The following is a 15,599-nucleotide window of genomic DNA, read 5'->3' as shown; positions in this document are numbered from 1 at the left end:
CGGGTCTACAGGTAGTACCGGGACACCGACTCCGCGACGCACACCGGCTTGTCGCCGCCCTCGCGCTCCACGGTGAACGCGACCGTCACCTGGACACCGCCGGTGACGTCCTCGACCCCGGTGATCTTCCCGGTGGCGCGCAGCCGGGAGCCGACGGGGACGGGGGAGGGGAAGCGCACCTTGTTCGTCCCGTAGTTGACGCCCATCTTGACGCCCTCGACGCGGATGAGCTGCGGTCCGAACAGCGGGAGCAGCGACAGGGTGAGGTATCCGTGGGCGATGGTCGTCCTGAACGGTCCGGCGGCGGCCTTCTCCGGGTCCACGTGGATCCACTGGTGGTCCCCGGTCGCCTCGGCGAACAGATCGATCCGCTTCTGGTCGATCTCGACCCAGTCGGTGGGGCCCAGCTGCTCGCCCACGGCCGCCTTCAGCTCGTCGGGGGAGGTGAAGGTCCTCGGTTCTGCCATGTTCCCGGCCTCTCGCTCGCGTCTCTAAGCAACTGCTTAGCATGCTCGGGTGGCGGGTCGATGTCAACGGACACCCGGATCGGCCCGTGAGTAATCTTTGAGGAGTGCCCCAGATTCCCGAGAAGATCCACGAGCTGACCGTCGGCCAGTTGTCCGCGCGCAGCGGAGCCGCGGTGTCCGCCCTGCACTTCTACGAGTCCAAGGGACTGATCGCCAGCCGGCGCACCCCCGGAAACCAGCGCCGGTACAGCCGGGACACCCTGCGCCGGGTCGCCTTCGTCCGCGCGGCCCAGCGGGTCGGCATCCCCCTGGCCACGATTCGCGAGGCCCTGGCCGAGCTGCCGGAGGAACGGACGCCGACCAGGGAGGACTGGGCCCGGCTGTCGGAGAAGTGGCGCTCGGAGCTGGAGGAGCGGATCCAGCAGCTGAACCGTCTGCGCGACCATCTCGCCGACTGCATCGGGTGCGGGTGCCTTTCGCTGGAGACGTGCGTCCTGTCCAACCCGGACGATGTGTTCGGACAGCGCCTGACGGGGTCGCGTCTCATGGCGGAGCGGCGCTGAGTCCGGCGCCCGGGCGGAGGGCGCCGGTCGCCCGCCGGATGCGGCGCCGTCATGGCTCCGCGCGAGGTTCCGCGGCGCTCCTCCGGGGCGCCGCGGAACCCGCCGGCCTACTCGAACTCGGTGCCGCCCTTGCGCGTCAGGTACGCCGGGCTGACCGCCTTGGCGATGGCCCGGCCCCCGGTCACCGCGCTGTACCGCTCCGTCGCCGGCCGTATCACCACGCCCTCCCGCAGATGCAGCTCCCGCCCGGACACCGTCTCCCGTCCGCTCGCGAACTCCAGCACCCGCTCGATGTCGTACGGCCCGGCGAACAGCCTTGGCACCAGCGGCAGTTCGCCCTCCAGCACCTCGGCCGGGTCGAGCCAGCGCACAGTGCCGTCCACCTCGGCCGAGACGTCGAACACCGCGTAACCCAGCGACTCCCGCCGCCCGTCGGCGCCGTAGGCCAGGTCCTGCACCCCCGCGCCGTACACCTCTCCGAAGACGCCGACCCGGGTGGCGCCCAGCCGTTCGCAGAGCCTCGCCGCCGCCTCCGCCACCCCGTGCCCGCGCACCGCCCGCCAGTACAGGTTCCGCGGGTCCTCCCGCAGCGCCAGGGACTTGGCGCCGAAGCCCTTGGAGGACACGTGCACCCGCCCCTCCTCGGCGACATACGTCAGCAGGCATGCCGAACCGTGCAGCTTCTCCGTCAGGACGACCGGCTCGCCCGGCGTGAAGATGTCCGGATAGCGCTGGACGTTCTCGATGTCGACCCACGGGAGCAGGTCCGGTGCCGCCTCCACGTCGCCGTTCATGGTGGGCGGGATCGGCGGCACCCACTTGGTGACGCCCAGCCGTTCCGCGAAGTCGGTGCCCTCGGCCGCCGCCCGCGCCAGGTCGACGTCCGCCAGCGCCTCCGGCCGGCACACGATGCCCTGCGACAGCTCACCCCGCAGCCGCACCGCCTTGACCCGGTTGGCCTCGCCGCCCGCCAGCCGCCCGGTCAGCCCCAGCTCCTCGATCAGCGCGGCCGGGAGGACGGCCTGCTCGGGGATGTACACGGCCGCCTCACCGGTGCGGTACGCGCCCTTGGCGACGACGGCCCGGTACAGGCCCACCTGGGCCAGCTCCAGGGCATCGGCGTTCGGATGGTCGTGGACGGTCAGCACTTCGGCGGTGACACGCAGCGTGGACATGGGAGTTCCCCGTTCAGTCGTTCGGTTTCATCGCCTCCCACTGTCCGGACGCGAAAGGGGTGGAGCGAGGGGATTAGGGTCTGCTAACGTCGCGATCTTCGGCCGGCGGTGACGCCGCGCACGGAGTCACGACGGGACCGACATCCTTGTCCTCCACCGCTCTCGACGCCGCCCTGGCCGGCATCGACACCGTCTTCGCCGGCTTCGCGAGCCCGCACGAGACCCCCTGCCCCCAGTGCCACGTGGAAGAAGAGACCGCGTACCTGCGCACCCCCGACGTGCCCGTCCCCTTGGACGTGGTGCGGTTCTACCTCTACGAGGTGCCCGACCACTTCGACGACCACGCCGCCGCGATGCGCCGCCTGCTGCCCCCGGCCGCCCGGGCTCTGGCCGAGGGCACCCTGAGCACCATCAACTACCTGGGGATGGGACTGGCCCGGGTGGACTGGCGGTCCTGGCCCGCCGAGCAGGCCGCGGCCCTCGACGCCTTCCTGCGCGCCTGGTGGCAGGACGTCCTCACGACGGCCGACCCGCCGTACGCCGCCGACGACGTCTTCGAGACCTGCGTCACGACCGCCCGGACCGTGCTCCCCTTCCTGGACGCGTGGGCCCCCGGCGCAGCCGGCGACGCCCACCTCGTGTCCCTCACCGACTCCTGGCTCTATGACCTCCTGGGCGACCGCTCTCCCTTCACCTGGTGGAGCGGGGACGGCGAGGAGACGGGCGTCGACGAGCTGCGCACCTGGCTGTCCGGCCCCGGCGCGGCCCGACTGCGCGCGCTGGGCGAGCACGACCTCGCCATCCGCTGCGAACTCCTCGCCCTGCCCGAGGAGGAGCGCTGGGCGCATCCCTACTGGGCCGGTGTCGCCGCCGCCGACTGAGGACGGGGTGCGGCATCCCCTGCGCACCCCCGCACCGGCCGGCCCGCCGCTCGGGCCGCACCCGGTGACACCCCGGCCGCTCAGGCCGACATCAACAGGCGTCCCCGCCTGGCGTACTGAAGGGCCCGCGGGCTGAGAACGGGCCGCGGCACCAGGATCCCGCAGTCCGCGCAGACCGGGCCGGCCGACGGCTCGTGGTCCAGGCCGTACTTCCAGACCAGCCGCTCACCGCCGCAGACCGGGCACGACGAACCCGGCTCCCGCTCCAGCGCGGCGATCAGCCGGCGCAGCACCTCCGCCAGCGGCTCCTCCGGGTGGACCCGCGGGTCGTCGCACCAGGCGACCCCGAACCCGCCCCAGGTCAGCCGGTGCCAGTCGTCCACACTGCCCGGCCGGCGCAGCCCGTCGTGCTTCTCCTTCTTCCGCCGCTCGGTGAAGTCCGTCTCGTAGGCGAGCCAGACGTCACGGGCCTCCTCCAGCTCCTCCAGCGCGGCCACGAGCCGCGCCGGATCGGGGGAGCGGTCCTCCGGGCCGAAACCCGCCCGGGAGCACAGATGGTCCCAGGTCGCCCGATGCCCGTAAGGAGCGAACTTCTCCAGGCACTTGCGCAGCGAATACCGCCGCAGTGCCAGATCACACCTCGGATCGCGTACCTGTCTCGCCAGACTCCGGAAACCGGCCATCGTCCTGCACCTCCGTCACACCTGCACCTGTTCCTCGGTCACTTCGGCGTCGTCGCACGGACGTCGTCGAATAGACGTATCGACAGGCGATTCGGCTCCATCTCTTCGCGCGGTTCTGCTTGCTGACTCCAGAAAGTGACGCATGTTCATCTTTGAACCGGGGGATACCGGCGGTAACGTTCGGCCACCCCAGTCGCTTGGAGCTGCCATGCCACGGCGAACCCCACGTACCGTCCTCGACAGACTGAGAACGTCCCGTCCACTTCCCGGGTTCCTGAAGACCGCGTCCGTATGCGTCCTGATCGCCGGTCTTCTCTCCCCCTTCACTCGGACGGCGGTGGCGGCAGTCGGTGCCACCGCCTCCAACGACTACTGCGGCGGCCGGTGTTCGGACATCCTGCCGCCCGGTGAGAACGGCAACGCGACCCTCGCGCAGATCCTGCTCAACCAGGCCTTCGGCACCCAGCCCGCGCACGCCGAGGACCAGCTCGGCCCCTACGCGGGCCTGGCCACCGGCTACGCGGGCCTGACCGAAGCGAAGATCAACACCTTCTTCAACGACGCCTCGTTCGGTGTCCCTTCCGACCAGGTCGCCTCCACCGAGAAACCGGCCGGCCGCGGTGACGTGACGATCGTCCGCGACAAGAAGGCCGGTGTGCCGCACATCACAGGGACCACCCGGTACGGCACCGAGTTCGGCGCCGGATACGCGGCGGCCGAGGACCGGCTGTGGCTGATGGACGTCTTCCGGCACGTGGGCCGCGGCCAGCTGACCTCCTTCGCGGGCGGCGCCCCCGCCAACCAGGGCCTGGAGCAGCAGTTCTACCGCAGCGCGCCCTACACCGAGGCCGACCTCCAGGCGCAGATCGACAGCGCCGTGGCCAAGAGCGGGGCCCGCGGCCAGCAGGCCCTCGCCGACGTCAAGGCCTACCTCGACGGCATCAACGCCTACATCGACGCCTCCGACAGCGGCCGTTACTTCCCCGGCGAGTACGTGCTGACCGGCCACAAGGACGCGATCACCAACGCCGGGACCATAGACCACTTCAAGGTCACCGACCTCGTGGCGCTGGCCTCCGTGGTCGGCTCGCTGTTCGGCTCCGGCGGTGGCGGCGAGGTCGGCAACGCCGTGTCACTGATGGCCGCCCAGGCCAAGTACGGCGTCGAGGAGGGCACCAGGGTCTGGGAGTCCTTCCGCGAACGCAACGACCCCGAGGCCGTCCTCACCGTCCACGACGGCGAGAGCTTCCCGTACGGCACCAAGCCCGCCGACGCCAAGGGCCGGGCCCTGCCCGACGCGGGCACGGTCACCCAGGAACCGCTCGTTCACGACCGCACCGGCACCGGGGCCACGGCGACCGCCCGGAGCACCTCGGCCACCGCCGCCGCCACGACCCTCGGGTCCGCCAAGCGCGGCATGTCCAACGCCCTCGTGGTGAGCGGCGAGCACACCGCCAGCGGCCATCCGGTCGCCGTCTTCGGGCCGCAGACCGGCTACTTCGCGCCGCAGCTGCTCCTGCTCCAGGAGATCCAGGGCCCCGGCATCAGCGCCCGCGGCGCCTCCTTCGCGGGCCTGAGCATGTACGTGGAACTCGGCCGCGGCCAGGACTACTCCTGGAGCGCCACCACCTCGGGCCAGGACATCATCGACACCTACGCGGTCGAGCTGTGCCAGGACGACTACCACTACCTGTACCACGGCACCTGCACCGCCATGGAGAAGATCGAGCAGAAGAACGCCTGGAAGCCCACCACCGCCGACGGCACGGCCGAGGGGTCGTACACCATGCGGGCGTGGCGCACCACGTACGGTCCGGTGGCGTACCGGGCGACGGTCGGCGGCAAGAAGGTCGCCTACACCACCCTTCGCTCCTCCTACCTGCACGAGGCCGACTCGATCATCGGCTTCCAGATGCTCAACGACCCCGACTTCGTCAAGGGGCCCGGCGACTTCGAGAACGCGGCGCAGCACATCAACTACACCTTCAACTGGTTCTACGCCGACTCCCGGCACACCGCCTACTACAACAGCGGGGACAACCCCGTCCGGGCCGGCGGTGTCGACACCGAGTTCCCGGTCTGGGCACAGCCGGCGTACGAGTGGCGGAACTGGGACCCGGCCACCAACACGTCCGACTACACCCCGGCCGCCGCGCACCCGAACTCGATCGACCAGGACTACTACATCTCCTGGAACAACAAGCAGGCCGAGGACTACGCGGCCGCGCCCTGGGGCGAGGGGTCCGTGCACCGCGGCAACCTGCTGGACGACCGGGTGAAGAAGCTGGTCGCGGCGGGTGGGGTGACCCGTACCAAGCTGGTGCAGGCCATGGCGGACGCCGCTCTCGCCGATCTGCGTGCCGAGGACGTGCTGCCCAAGCTGCTGAAGGTGGTCAACTCCTCGGCGGTGACCGACCCCACGGCCGCCGCGGCGGTGAGCAAGCTCCAGGCGTGGGTGACCGCGGGCGCCAGGCGCACGGAGACGTCGGCCGGTTCCAAGACGTACGCCGACGCCGACGCGATCCGCATCCTGGACGCCTGGTGGCCGCTGCTGGTCAAGGCGGAGTTCCAGCCGGGGCTCGGCAACGATCTGTACACCGCGATCACCGACAACCTGCCGACCGACGAGGCACCGTCCGCCGGACACGGCCCGACCGGCTCGCACGCCGGAAGCTCCTTCCAGTACGGCTGGTGGTCCTACGTCGACAAGGACATCCGGGCGGTGCTCGGCGAGCCCGTACGGGGCGGTCTCGCGCAGAAGTACTGCGGCGGCGGCAGCCTCACCGCCTGCCGGGACATCCTGATCGGCACCCTGAAGCAGGCGGCCGGCATGACCGCCGCCCAGGTCTATCCGGGCGACGACCAGTGCTCGGCGGGCGACCAGTGGTGCGCCGACTCGATCGTCCAGCGCACCCTGGGCGGCATCAAGCACGGCAAGATCAGCTGGCAGAACCGGCCGACGTTCCAGCAGGTCGTGGAGTACACGTCACACCGGTGAGCCTGCGCCGACGGGATGGGCGCGGGCACAGCGGGCCCGGGCGAACGGGTGCCGTCGAACGGGCGTGGGCAGACGGTTGTCGGTCAACGCCCGTAAGCCGGCGCCCGTAGGCCGGCGCCCGGTGGCGGCGGGTCAGCCGATGCGGCCCGCCGCCAGTACCACCCGCGCCAGTTCGGGGTGCACGATGTCGCTGTGTGCCCCGGACGGCGCGCCCCCGCGCCGCACCACGGCCGCCGCGTCCACGTTCACGCAGCCCGACGCGGGCAGCGCGCCGCTCAGTGCCGCCGCCAGGTCCAGCCGGGCCGTGTCCGGCACCGCCTGCGCCCCGTCGTGCCCCATGGCGCCCCACCGCGGCCCCAGCACCGCCGCGATCTCGTTGCCCGCGCAGGCGCGGTCGTCCCCGGCGAGCCGGGAGGCCAGCGGGTAGAACGTGCCGAGGGCCGCGTCGAAGTGGGAGTAGCAGCACACCAGCGGGCCGTCGATCCGCTTGTGCCGGTCCTTGAGCGCCCCCGAACGGTCCGGCGCGTGCGGCAGCCGGGCCGCGAACGCGTAGTGGGAGAAGGCCCCCTGGAGGAGGGTCAGCGACTTCACCGGGCGCACCTTCCCGGGCAGCCCGCGCAGCGCGAACGCCACCAGCCGGCCGCCGAAGCTGTGCCCCACCAGGTGCACCCGCACCCCGGGCGCCGCCCCGGCCAGCCGCCCGAGCAGCGGCCCGAGCCCGTGCTCGCCCACCGTCCCGGCCCGCCGTTTCATCTGGTGGTACGTCGCCTGCCGCAGCAGCTCCTTCGCGCCGTCCCACGGATCGGGCAGGCGGAACCGGGCGGCGTCGCCCGCCGGGCCGAGCGCGGCCAGGGCCTCGGCGAACCGTTCGCACGCGGTCACCGGATCGCCGTCGAACACGGCGGGTTCACCGGGTTCGTCCGTGTCGGCCACCCCCTGCCGGTCCCCGTCCGGCAGCAGCCGCACCAGCCGCCCGAACTCGGCCAGCCCCGCGGCGCCGTCCGGTCTCTCGTCCAGCATGCGGGCCAGCCGGTCCAGCACGGTCGTCCGGCCCGGGAAGGTCTCCAGCAGCGCGCGCCGGGTGTCCTTGTCCAGCGCCGGACGCGGCGCCGCCTGCGCCTCCGCGGCCGCCGCGGACCTGGGGAAGTCCGGGATCGGCTCGTCGCTGAACCGCATCGACGGCCAGATCACGCCGACGTACCCGAGCCGGGCGTTCGGCGCCAGCTTCGGGATCGGGGCGAAGAAGCGCCGGTACAGCGCGGTCGCGCCCGAACGGTCGTTGTTCCAGCCGTGCGAGAAGACGATCAGGTCACGGACGCCGTGGTCCGTGACCTGCGTCAGCAGCCGGTCGCGTTCGGGGCCGTCCACGTCCCCGTCCGCGTCGAAGGTCAGCTCCCAGTAGGGAGTCACGCTCATCCCAGGATCCGCCATGCCAGGCTCCCTCGTCCCCCCGAAACGGTGCACTCGGCACGTATCGTCCTGCCGGGGGGCAGGGTTGGCCATACGCCGCGGGCTACTTGTAGAGGAGATATTCCTTTCGAATCCGCCGGAACGCGGACAGCTCCTCCTGCCAGGCGTCCGTCACCTCGTCGGTGCCCGCACCCGCGTCGATCATCGTGCGGACCCGGGCGGAACCGGTGAGCTTGTCGATCCAGTCGTCGGACCGCCAGGCGAAGCCGCTCCACACCTTCCGGGCGGTCACCAGCAGCGCGATCCCGGTGCGCACGGGGTCGTAGCCGGCCCGGTCGGTCACGTGGATCTGCACCCCGCCGACGGTCTTGCCCTGGAACTTGGAGAACGTGGGCGTGAAGTACGCCTCCCGGAACCGCACGCCGGGCAGCCCGAGTCCGTTCACGGCGGCGGCCCAGCGGCCGTCGACGCCCTCGGCGCCGAGGAGTTCGAAGGGCCGGGTCGTGCCGCGCCCCTCGGAGAGGTTCGTCCCCTCGAACATGCAGGTGCCGGAGTACACCAACGCCGTGTCCACGGTCGGCATGTTGGGGCTCGGCGGCACCCAGGGCAGGCCGGAGTCCTCGTAGAACCCGTCGCGCCTCCAGCCCGACATCCGCACCGTCTCCAGCGGTACGGGCGTGGTCAGGAACTCGCCGTTGAACAGCCGGGCCAGCTCCGCGACGGTCATGCCGTGCGCCTGTGCGATCGGCTGCCGCCCGACGAAGGTGGCGAACTCCTTGTGCAGCACCGGGCCCTGGGCCGCGCGGCCGGTCACCGGGTTGGGGCGGTCCAGGACGACGAAGCTCTTGCCGGCGAGCCGGGCCGCCTCCATACAGTCGTAGAGCGTCCAGATGTAGGTGTAGAAGCGGGCGCCGACGTCCTGGATGTCGAAGACGACCGTGTCGACGCCGGAGGCGGTGAAGACGTCGGCGAGCGGCCGGCCGCTCTTCAGATAGGTGTCGTAGACGGGGAGGCCGGTCGCCGGGTCGTCGTAGCGGCCCTCGGAGCCGCCCGCCTGGGCGGTGCCGCGGAAGCCGTGCTCGGGGCCGAAGACCGCCGTCAGCCCGACGCGGGGGTCGGCGTGCATGACGTCGACGATGTGGCGGGCGTCCCGGGTGACGCCGGTGGGGTTGGTGACGACTCCGACCTTCCGGCCGGAGAGCAGGGAGTAGCCGTCGGCGGCGAGCCTTTCGAAGCCGGTGCGCAGGTGCTCGCGGTGCTCGCCGTGCCGGCGGGCCGCCGGAGCCGCCGACAGCGCGGCCGAGGCGAGCAGGTTTCTTCGGGACAGGTGCATGGGTCCTCCTGTGGGTGGTCGCGTGCGGGCCGTCGGTCGTTGCTCCCGCAGGCGCGGCGGAGCCGCATGGCGGTACCGCCCCGTGCCCCTTGAGGTTGACGCAGTCACCCTTTCCTTTACACATACCGACCGGTTAGTCTGACGCTCGCTGAGCCGAGTCGCGTCGTGTCGAAGGAGACCGATGGTGGAAGCCGTGCAGGATGCGGGAGTGATCGTCACGGGGGCGGGCGGGGGGATCGGGGCCGCCCTGGCCCGGCGGTTCGCCGCCGAGGGGGCCCGGGTCGTGGTGAACGACCTGGACGCCGGCAAGGCCCGGGCGGTGGCCGACGAGATCGGCGGGACCGCCGTGCCCGGCGACGCCTCCGCGATCATCGACGAGGCCCGTGACGCGCTCGGCGGCACGGTCGACGTCTACTGCGCCAACGCGGGCGTCGCCTTCGAGGACGGCGGCCTCGACACGGCCCTGGACGAGCGGACCTGGGCGACCTCCTGGGACGTCAACCTGATGGCCCACGTCCGCGCGGCCCACGCGCTGCTGCCCGACTGGCTGGAGCGGGGCGCCGGACGTTTCGTCTCCACCGTCTCCGCCGCCGGACTCCTGACGATGATCGGCGCGCCCTCCTACAGCGTGACCAAGCACGGCGCCTACGCCTTCGCCGAGTGGCTGTCGCTGACCTACCGTCACCGGGGGGTCAAGGTCCACGCCATCTGCCCGCAGGGCGTCCGCACCGACATGCTGGCCGCCACCGGCAGCGCGGGCGACCTGGTGCTCCAGCCGACCGCGATCGAGCCGGAGGCCGTGGCCGACGCCCTGCTCAAGGGCATCGAGGAGGACCGCTTCCAGATCCTGCCGCACCCCGAGGTCGCCGGCTTCTACCAGCACCGGGCCGCCGAGCCCGACCGCTGGCTCGCCACCATGAACCACATCCAGCAGAAGTGGGAGGCCGGCCGGTGACCGCCGCCCCCTCCGCCGGCCGGCCCTGGCTCGCCCTGCTCGACGAGGCCCAGCGCGCCCCGGTGGACCCCGCCGACTCCCTCGCGCACGCCCTGCGCGACGCCGTCGCCGAAGCCCCCGACCGCACCTTCCTCGCCTACTTCGACGCCCGCCTGAGCTACCGCGAGGCGGACGAGCTGAGCGACGCCGTCGCCGCCCACCTCGTCGCGCGCGGCCTGGAGCGCGGCGACCGGGTGGCCGTCCTGCTCCAGAACACCCCGCACTTCGCGCTGGCCGTGCTCGGCGCCTGGAAGGCGGGCGCGATCGTCGTCCCCGTCAACCCCATGTACAAGTCGGCCGAGGTGGCGCACGTCCTGCGGGACGGCGAGGTGGCCGCGCTGATCTGTTCCGACCGGGCCTGGGAGACGTATCTGCGCGAGACGGCCGCCGGCTCGCCGGTGCGGATCGTGCTCACCGCGTGCGAGCTGGACTTCCAGACGCGCGACGACGCCCGCGTGCTGACCTTCGAGCGGCTGCCCCAGGCCCCGGACGCCGACGACCTGGTGGCCGTGGCCCGGCGGGGCGGCCGGCCCCCCGAGGACCGCCTGCCGCGCCCGGACGACATCGCGCTGATCAGCTACACCTCCGGCACCAGCGGCACGCCCAAGGGCGCCACCAACACGCACGCCAACATCATGCACAACGCCGAGCGGCAGGCCACCGGGCTCGGCCTGCCCGAGGCGCCCGTCTACTACGCGCTCGCACCCCTGTTCCACATCACCGGCATGGTCTGCCAGTTCGGTGCCTGCCTGAACAGCGTGGGCACCCTCGTGCTCACCTACCGCTTCGAGCCCGGCGTCGTCCTGGACGCCTTCGCCGAGCACCGCCCGCACTACACCGTCGGCCCCTCCACCGCCTACATGGCGCTCGCCGCCCACCCGGACGTCACCCGCGAGCACTTCGCCTCCTTCGTGAACATGTCGTCGGGCGGCGCGCCCGTGCCGCCGGCCCTGGTGGAGAAGTTCCGGGAGCGCTTCGGGCCGTACATCCGTGTGGGCTACGGCCTGACCGAGTGCACCGCCCCCTGCGCCTCCGTCCCGCCCGGCCTGGAGGCGCCCGTGGATCCCGTCTCCGGGACGCTGTCCGTGGGCCTGCCCGGTGCCGACACGGTCGTGCGCATCCTGGACGACCAGGGCGCGGAGGTGCCCTTCGGGGAGCAGGGCGAGATCGTCGTCCGCGGACCCCAGGTGGTGCCGGGGTACTGGCGGCGCCCGGACGCCACCGCCGAGACCTTCCCGGACGGCGAGCTGCGCACCGGCGACATCGGGTTCATGGACGAGCAGGGCTGGCTGTACGTCGTGGACCGCAAGAAGGACATGATCAACGCGTCCGGGTTCAAGGTGTGGCCGCGCGAGGTCGAGGACGTCCTCTACACGCATCCTGCGGTGCGCGAGGCGGCCGTCGTGGGCGTCCCCGACGGGTACCGTGGCGAGACCGTCAAGGCCTATATCAGCCTGCGTCCGGGGGCCGAGACGGACCCGGACGAACTCGCGGTGTACTGCAAGGAGAGACTGGCCGCCTACAAGTACCCGCGCCAGGTGGAGATCCTGGCCGACTTGCCCAAGACGGCGAGTGGGAAGATCCTCCGGCGGGAACTGCGTTCCCGCACCGAACACGATTAGCAGACCGGAAAGGCAGGTGGCGGCAGTGCCCAGGACGACGGACGGGGACGGGACGCCCGTCCCGCAGCGGCTGCTGGCCGCCGCCACCCGGCTCTTCGCCGAGCAGGGCTACGACCGCACCTCCGTGCAGGAGATCGTGGAGGCGGCCGGCGTCACCAAGGGGGCCCTGTACCACTACTTCGGCTCCAAGGACGACCTGCTGCACGAGGTGTACGCGCGTGTGCTGCGCCTCCAGCAGGAGCGGCTGGACACGTTCGCGAACGCCGACGAGCCCGTGGAGAAGCGGCTCAGGGGCGCGGCGGCGGACGTCGTCGTCACGACGATCGAGAACCTCGACGACGCGATGATCTTCTTCCGCTCCATGCACCACTTGAGCCCGGAGAAGAACAAGCAGGTCCGCGCCGAACGCCGCCGCTACCACGAACGCTTCCGCGCGCTCGTCGAGGAGGGCCAGAAGGAGGGGGTCTTCTCCACGGCGACCCCGGCCGACCTGGTCGTGGACTACCACTTCGGCTCCGTGCACCACCTGTCGACGTGGTACCGGCCCAACGGCCCCCTCACCCCCCAGCAGGTCGCCGACCACCTCGCCGACCTGCTGCTGCGGGCGCTGCGGCCGTAACGGCGCGCGACGGAGGGGCGGCCCGCACCGCGGGCCGCCCCTCCGTTCGCGTTCTACAGGTACTTCTTCAGCTCCCGGCGCGCCAGCGACCGCTGGTGCACCTCGTCCGGGCCGTCGGCGAGCATCAGCGTGCGGGCGCTCGCGTACAGCTCGGCCAGCGGGAAGTCCTGGCTCACCCCGCCCGCGCCGTGCAGCTGGATCGCCCGGTCCAGGATGCCGACCACCGCACGCGGAGTGGCGATCTTGATGGCCTGGATCTCCGTGTGGGCGCCCTTGTTGCCGACGGTGTCCATCAGCCAGGCCGTCTTCAGCACCAGCAGCCGCAGCTGCTCGACGGTGACCCGGGCGTCCGCGATCCAGTTCTGGACGACGCCCTGCTGGGCCAGTGCCTTGCCGAACGCGGTCCGTGAGACGGCCCGCCGGCACATCAGCTCGATCGCCCGCTCGGCCATGCCGATCAGCCGCATGCAGTGGTGGATGCGGCCGGGACCGAGCCGGGCCTGCGCGATGGCGAAGCCGCCGCCCTCCTCGCCGACGAGGTTCGCCACCGGCACGCGCGCGTGGTCGAAGACGACCTCGGCATGGCCGCCGTGCGAGTGGTCCTCGTAGCCGAACACCTGCATCGCCCGCTCGACGGTGACGCCGGGAGTGTCGCGGGGGACCAGGATCATGGACTGCTGACGGCGGATGTCCGCTCCGTCCGGGTCCGTCTTGCCCATCAAGATGAAGATCTTGCAGTCCGGGTTCATCGCGCCGGAGATGTACCACTTGCGGCCGGTGATGACGTAGTCGTCGCCGTCCCGCTCGATGCGCGTGGTGATGTTGGTGGCGTCCGAGGAGGCCACCTCCGGCTCGGTCATCGCGAACGCCGAGCGGATCTCCCCGGCCAGCAGCGGCTCCAGCCACTGCTTCTTCTGCTGCTCGTTGCCGAACTGCGCCAGCACCTCCATGTTGCCGGTGTCGGGCGCGGCACAGTTGGTCGCGGTGGGTGCGAGATGGGGGGAGCGGCCGGTGATCTCGGCGAGCGGGGCGTACTGGAGGTTGGTCAGCCCGGCGCCGTGCTCGGCATCGGGCAGGAAGAGGTTCCACAGGCCCTGCCTGCGCGCCTCCGCCTTCAGTTCCCCGACCACGGCCGGGGTGTCCCACGGCGAGGCGAGCGCGGCGCGCTGCTCCTCCGCCACCGCCTCCGCCGGATACACGTACTCGTCCATGAAGGCGAGCAGCCTGCCGCGCAGTTCCTCGGTGCGCGCGTCGAACGCGAAGTCCATGCGGGTCAGCCTTCCTGAAGAGTGGTCAGTCCGTGGTCGATGAAGACGGGCACGAGGTCGCCGATGCGGTCGAAACCGTGGCCGACCGTCTGGCCGAGCGTGTACCGGTAGTGGATGCCCTCCAGGATCACGGCGAGCTTGAACCAGGCGAACGCCGTGTACCAGGAGACGGCCGAGACGTCCCGGCCGGAGCGGGCGGCGTACCGCTCGATCAGCTCCCGCGGGTCGGGGTGGCCCGGGGCCTCGGCGGTGGTGGAGACGGGCGAGTCGGGCGTGCCGAGCGGCCGGCTGTACATCACGAGCAGCCCGAGATCGGTCAGCGGGTCGCCGAGCGTGGACATCTCCCAGTCGAGGATCGCCTTGATCTTGTCGTCGTCGCCGATGAGGACGTTGTCCAGGCGGTAGTCACCGTGCACGACGGTGGCCGCCGGCGAGGTGGGCAGCCGGCGGCCCAGTGCCGAGTGCAGTTCGTCGATGCCCGCCAGCTCGCGGTTGCGGGAGGCGTCGAGCTGCTTGCCCCAGCGGCGCAGCTGCCGGTCCAGGAAGCCCTCCGGGCGGCCGAAGTCGGCGAGGCCCACCGCGTCGGGGTCCACGGCGTGCAGCTCGACGAGGGTGTCGACGAGGGACAGCACCGCGTCGCGGGTGCGCGCCGGGCCGAGCGGTGCGAGCTGGTCGGCGGTGCGGTAGGGCGTGCCCTCGACGAACTCCATGACGTAGAAGGGCGCCCCGAGGACCTCCTCGTCCTCGCACAGCAGTACGGGCCGCGGCACCGGCACGTCCGTCGGGTGGAGCGCGCTGATCACGCGGTGCTCGCGCTTCATGTCGTGCGCGGTGGCCAGCACGTGGCCGAGCGGGGGCCGGCGTACCACCCACTTCGAGGTGGCGTCGGAGAGCGCGTAGGTGAGGTTCGACCGTCCGCCCTCGATCAGCCGTCCGGTCAGGGAACCGTTCACCAGGCCGGGGCGCTCGCGGTCGAGCAGGGCGCGCAGCCGGTCCAGGTCGAGTCCGGGCGGGTGGTCGGCGCTCATTCTTCACTCCTACGGACGGGTGAACAACAGGATGCGACTCATGATGCCGACCGGTCGGTATGCCGTCCAGTGCAGGGGGCGAAGATCAGGCCGAACGTGACCGGAGCCACGACGGGCCGACGGCTCCCGGGCGTGCCGCCCGGGAGCCGTCGACCGCTGCCGTCCGGCAGCTCAGTGGTCGTCCCAGTGGTCCCCGTGCTCGGCGTGCCGGTGTCCGTCGTGCAGATAGTCGACGTGATCGCCGTGCCGCACCCGCGCATGCCCGCACTCGTCGTGGTGCACGTGCTCATGGCCCGCGTGCACGGCGTGCCCGGCCGGCTCGCACTCGTCCCAGTGCCCGTCGTGCTCCCGGTGCAGGTGCCCGTCGTGGGCGTAGTCCAGGTGGTCGCCGTGCGGCACGGCGTTGTGCCCGCAGTCCGGTCCGTGGCGGTGCGTCCCGTGCTCGGTGTGTTCCTGATGGAGGGTGGTCATGGTGCTCACCTTCGGCGGTACGGGGGGTTGACGACGGACAGGCTGCCACGCGAAAGCCGCATATCCGGGCATCCCGGTTTGCGTGGC

The 15,599-nt window shown here is 71.8% G+C and carries 14 protein-coding genes; 6 read left to right on the top strand and 8 right to left on the bottom strand.

Going from position 1 to position 15,599, the window contains the following annotated elements; all coding sequences use genetic code 11:
- Nucleotides 1-5 precede the first annotated feature (5 nt).
- Nucleotides 6-467 (bottom strand): MaoC family dehydratase, encoded by a 462-nt coding sequence (locus ACZ7KF_RS13975; RefSeq protein WP_471073159.1) that lies wholly within the window; start codon nt 465-467, stop codon nt 6-8.
- Nucleotides 468-571: 104 nt separating this feature from the next.
- On the opposite strand from ACZ7KF_RS13975, the gene soxR reads away from it, so the two are divergent.
- Complete coding sequence (gene soxR, locus ACZ7KF_RS13970; protein WP_471073156.1) at nt 572-1,030, top strand: redox-sensitive transcriptional activator SoxR; 459 nt, start codon at nt 572-574, stop codon at nt 1,028-1,030.
- Nucleotides 1,031-1,137: 107 nt separating this feature from the next.
- On the opposite strand, the gene ACZ7KF_RS13965 is transcribed toward soxR, so the two are convergent.
- Nucleotides 1,138-2,205, bottom strand: coding sequence for an RNA ligase (ATP) (locus ACZ7KF_RS13965; RefSeq protein WP_471073153.1), 1,068 nt, complete (start codon nt 2,203-2,205; stop codon nt 1,138-1,140).
- A gap of 146 nt (nt 2,206-2,351) precedes the next feature.
- Here ACZ7KF_RS13965 and ACZ7KF_RS13960 point away from each other — a divergent pair, with 146 nt between their 5' ends.
- A complete protein-coding gene (locus tag ACZ7KF_RS13960; protein WP_471073150.1) occupies nt 2,352-3,086 on the top strand; it encodes a hypothetical protein in 735 nt (244 codons plus the stop codon).
- An 80-nt stretch (nt 3,087-3,166) separates the two neighbouring features.
- Here ACZ7KF_RS13960 and ACZ7KF_RS13955 read toward each other — a convergent pair whose 3' ends face one another.
- Complete coding sequence (locus ACZ7KF_RS13955; protein ID WP_471073147.1) at nt 3,167-3,769, bottom strand: hypothetical protein; 603 nt, start codon at nt 3,767-3,769, stop codon at nt 3,167-3,169.
- A 208-nt stretch (nt 3,770-3,977) separates the two neighbouring features.
- Between ACZ7KF_RS13955 and ACZ7KF_RS13950 the strand changes: the two genes are divergently transcribed.
- Nucleotides 3,978-6,767 (top strand): penicillin acylase family protein, encoded by a 2,790-nt coding sequence (locus ACZ7KF_RS13950; RefSeq protein WP_471073145.1) that lies wholly within the window; start codon nt 3,978-3,980, stop codon nt 6,765-6,767.
- A 132-nt stretch (nt 6,768-6,899) separates the two neighbouring features.
- Here the strand turns inward: ACZ7KF_RS13950 and ACZ7KF_RS13945 are convergent, their stop codons facing one another.
- Nucleotides 6,900-8,198 carry a serine-threonine protein kinase gene (locus tag ACZ7KF_RS13945; RefSeq protein WP_471073142.1) on the bottom strand — a complete coding sequence of 433 codons (1,299 nt, stop codon included), beginning with the start codon at nt 8,196-8,198 and terminating at the stop codon, nt 6,900-6,902.
- An 82-nt stretch (nt 8,199-8,280) separates the two neighbouring features.
- Nucleotides 8,281-9,510, bottom strand: coding sequence for an exo-beta-N-acetylmuramidase NamZ family protein (locus ACZ7KF_RS13940; RefSeq protein WP_471073139.1), 1,230 nt, complete (start codon nt 9,508-9,510; stop codon nt 8,281-8,283).
- A 181-nt stretch (nt 9,511-9,691) separates the two neighbouring features.
- Between ACZ7KF_RS13940 and ACZ7KF_RS13935 the strand changes: the two genes are divergently transcribed.
- The 3 genes from ACZ7KF_RS13935 to ACZ7KF_RS13925 are packed head-to-tail and all read left to right on the top strand — an operon-like array spanning nt 9,692 to nt 12,745.
- Nucleotides 9,692-10,465 (top strand): SDR family oxidoreductase, encoded by a 774-nt coding sequence (locus tag ACZ7KF_RS13935; RefSeq protein ID WP_471073136.1) that lies wholly within the window; start codon nt 9,692-9,694, stop codon nt 10,463-10,465.
- Complete coding sequence (locus ACZ7KF_RS13930) at nt 10,462-12,126, top strand: class I adenylate-forming enzyme family protein (RefSeq protein ID WP_471073133.1); 1,665 nt, start codon at nt 10,462-10,464, stop codon at nt 12,124-12,126. Before ACZ7KF_RS13935 ends, ACZ7KF_RS13930 begins: the two co-directional genes overlap by 4 nt.
- A 25-nt stretch (nt 12,127-12,151) precedes the next feature.
- Nucleotides 12,152-12,745, top strand: a complete 594-nt coding sequence (locus ACZ7KF_RS13925) for a TetR/AcrR family transcriptional regulator (RefSeq protein WP_471073130.1) — start codon at nt 12,152-12,154, stop codon at nt 12,743-12,745.
- 53 nt (nt 12,746-12,798) lie between these two features.
- On the opposite strand, the gene ACZ7KF_RS13920 is transcribed toward ACZ7KF_RS13925, so the two are convergent.
- The 3 genes from ACZ7KF_RS13920 to ACZ7KF_RS13910 all read right to left on the bottom strand — a co-directional run bounded on the left by ACZ7KF_RS13920 (nt 12,799) and on the right by ACZ7KF_RS13910 (nt 15,512).
- Complete coding sequence (locus ACZ7KF_RS13920; RefSeq protein WP_471073127.1) at nt 12,799-14,013, bottom strand: acyl-CoA dehydrogenase family protein; 1,215 nt, start codon at nt 14,011-14,013, stop codon at nt 12,799-12,801.
- Between the two features lie 5 nt (nt 14,014-14,018).
- Nucleotides 14,019-15,041, bottom strand: a complete 1,023-nt coding sequence (locus ACZ7KF_RS13915) for a phosphotransferase family protein (protein WP_471073124.1) — start codon at nt 15,039-15,041, stop codon at nt 14,019-14,021.
- 171 nt (nt 15,042-15,212) lie between these two features.
- Entirely contained in the window at nt 15,213-15,512 is a 300-nt protein-coding gene (locus tag ACZ7KF_RS13910; protein WP_471073121.1) for a hypothetical protein, read from the bottom strand.
- Nucleotides 15,513-15,599: the final 87 nt, after the last annotated feature.

The organism is Streptomyces sp. NPDC038200, from assembly GCF_055600785.1.
The sequence above is the reverse complement of the archived record's forward strand: the minus strand, read 5'-3'. Positions and strand labels throughout refer to the sequence as shown.

Excerpts from the sequence above, each read along its gene's own strand:
- ACZ7KF_RS13920 (WP_471073127.1), bottom strand. The coding sequence starts at position 14,013 with ATGGACTTCGCGTTCGACGCGCGCACCGAGGAACTGCGCGGCAGGCTG.
- ACZ7KF_RS13965 (WP_471073153.1), bottom strand. The coding sequence starts at position 2,205 with ATGTCCACGCTGCGTGTCACCGCCGAAGTGCTGACCGTCCACGACCAT.
- ACZ7KF_RS13950 (WP_471073145.1), top strand. The coding sequence starts at position 3,978 with ATGCCACGGCGAACCCCACGTACCGTCCTCGACAGACTGAGAACGTCC.
- ACZ7KF_RS13975 (WP_471073159.1), bottom strand. The coding sequence starts at position 467 with ATGGCAGAACCGAGGACCTTCACCTCCCCCGACGAGCTGAAGGCGGCC.
- ACZ7KF_RS13915 (WP_471073124.1), bottom strand. The coding sequence starts at position 15,041 with ATGAGCGCCGACCACCCGCCCGGACTCGACCTGGACCGGCTGCGCGCC.
- ACZ7KF_RS13945 (WP_471073142.1), bottom strand. The coding sequence starts at position 8,198 with ATGGCGGATCCTGGGATGAGCGTGACTCCCTACTGGGAGCTGACCTTC.
- ACZ7KF_RS13935 (WP_471073136.1), top strand. The coding sequence starts at position 9,692 with ATGGTGGAAGCCGTGCAGGATGCGGGAGTGATCGTCACGGGGGCGGGC.
- ACZ7KF_RS13955 (WP_471073147.1), bottom strand. The coding sequence starts at position 3,769 with ATGGCCGGTTTCCGGAGTCTGGCGAGACAGGTACGCGATCCGAGGTGT.
- ACZ7KF_RS13940 (WP_471073139.1), bottom strand. The coding sequence starts at position 9,510 with ATGCACCTGTCCCGAAGAAACCTGCTCGCCTCGGCCGCGCTGTCGGCG.
- ACZ7KF_RS13910 (WP_471073121.1), bottom strand. The coding sequence starts at position 15,512 with ATGACCACCCTCCATCAGGAACACACCGAGCACGGGACGCACCGCCAC.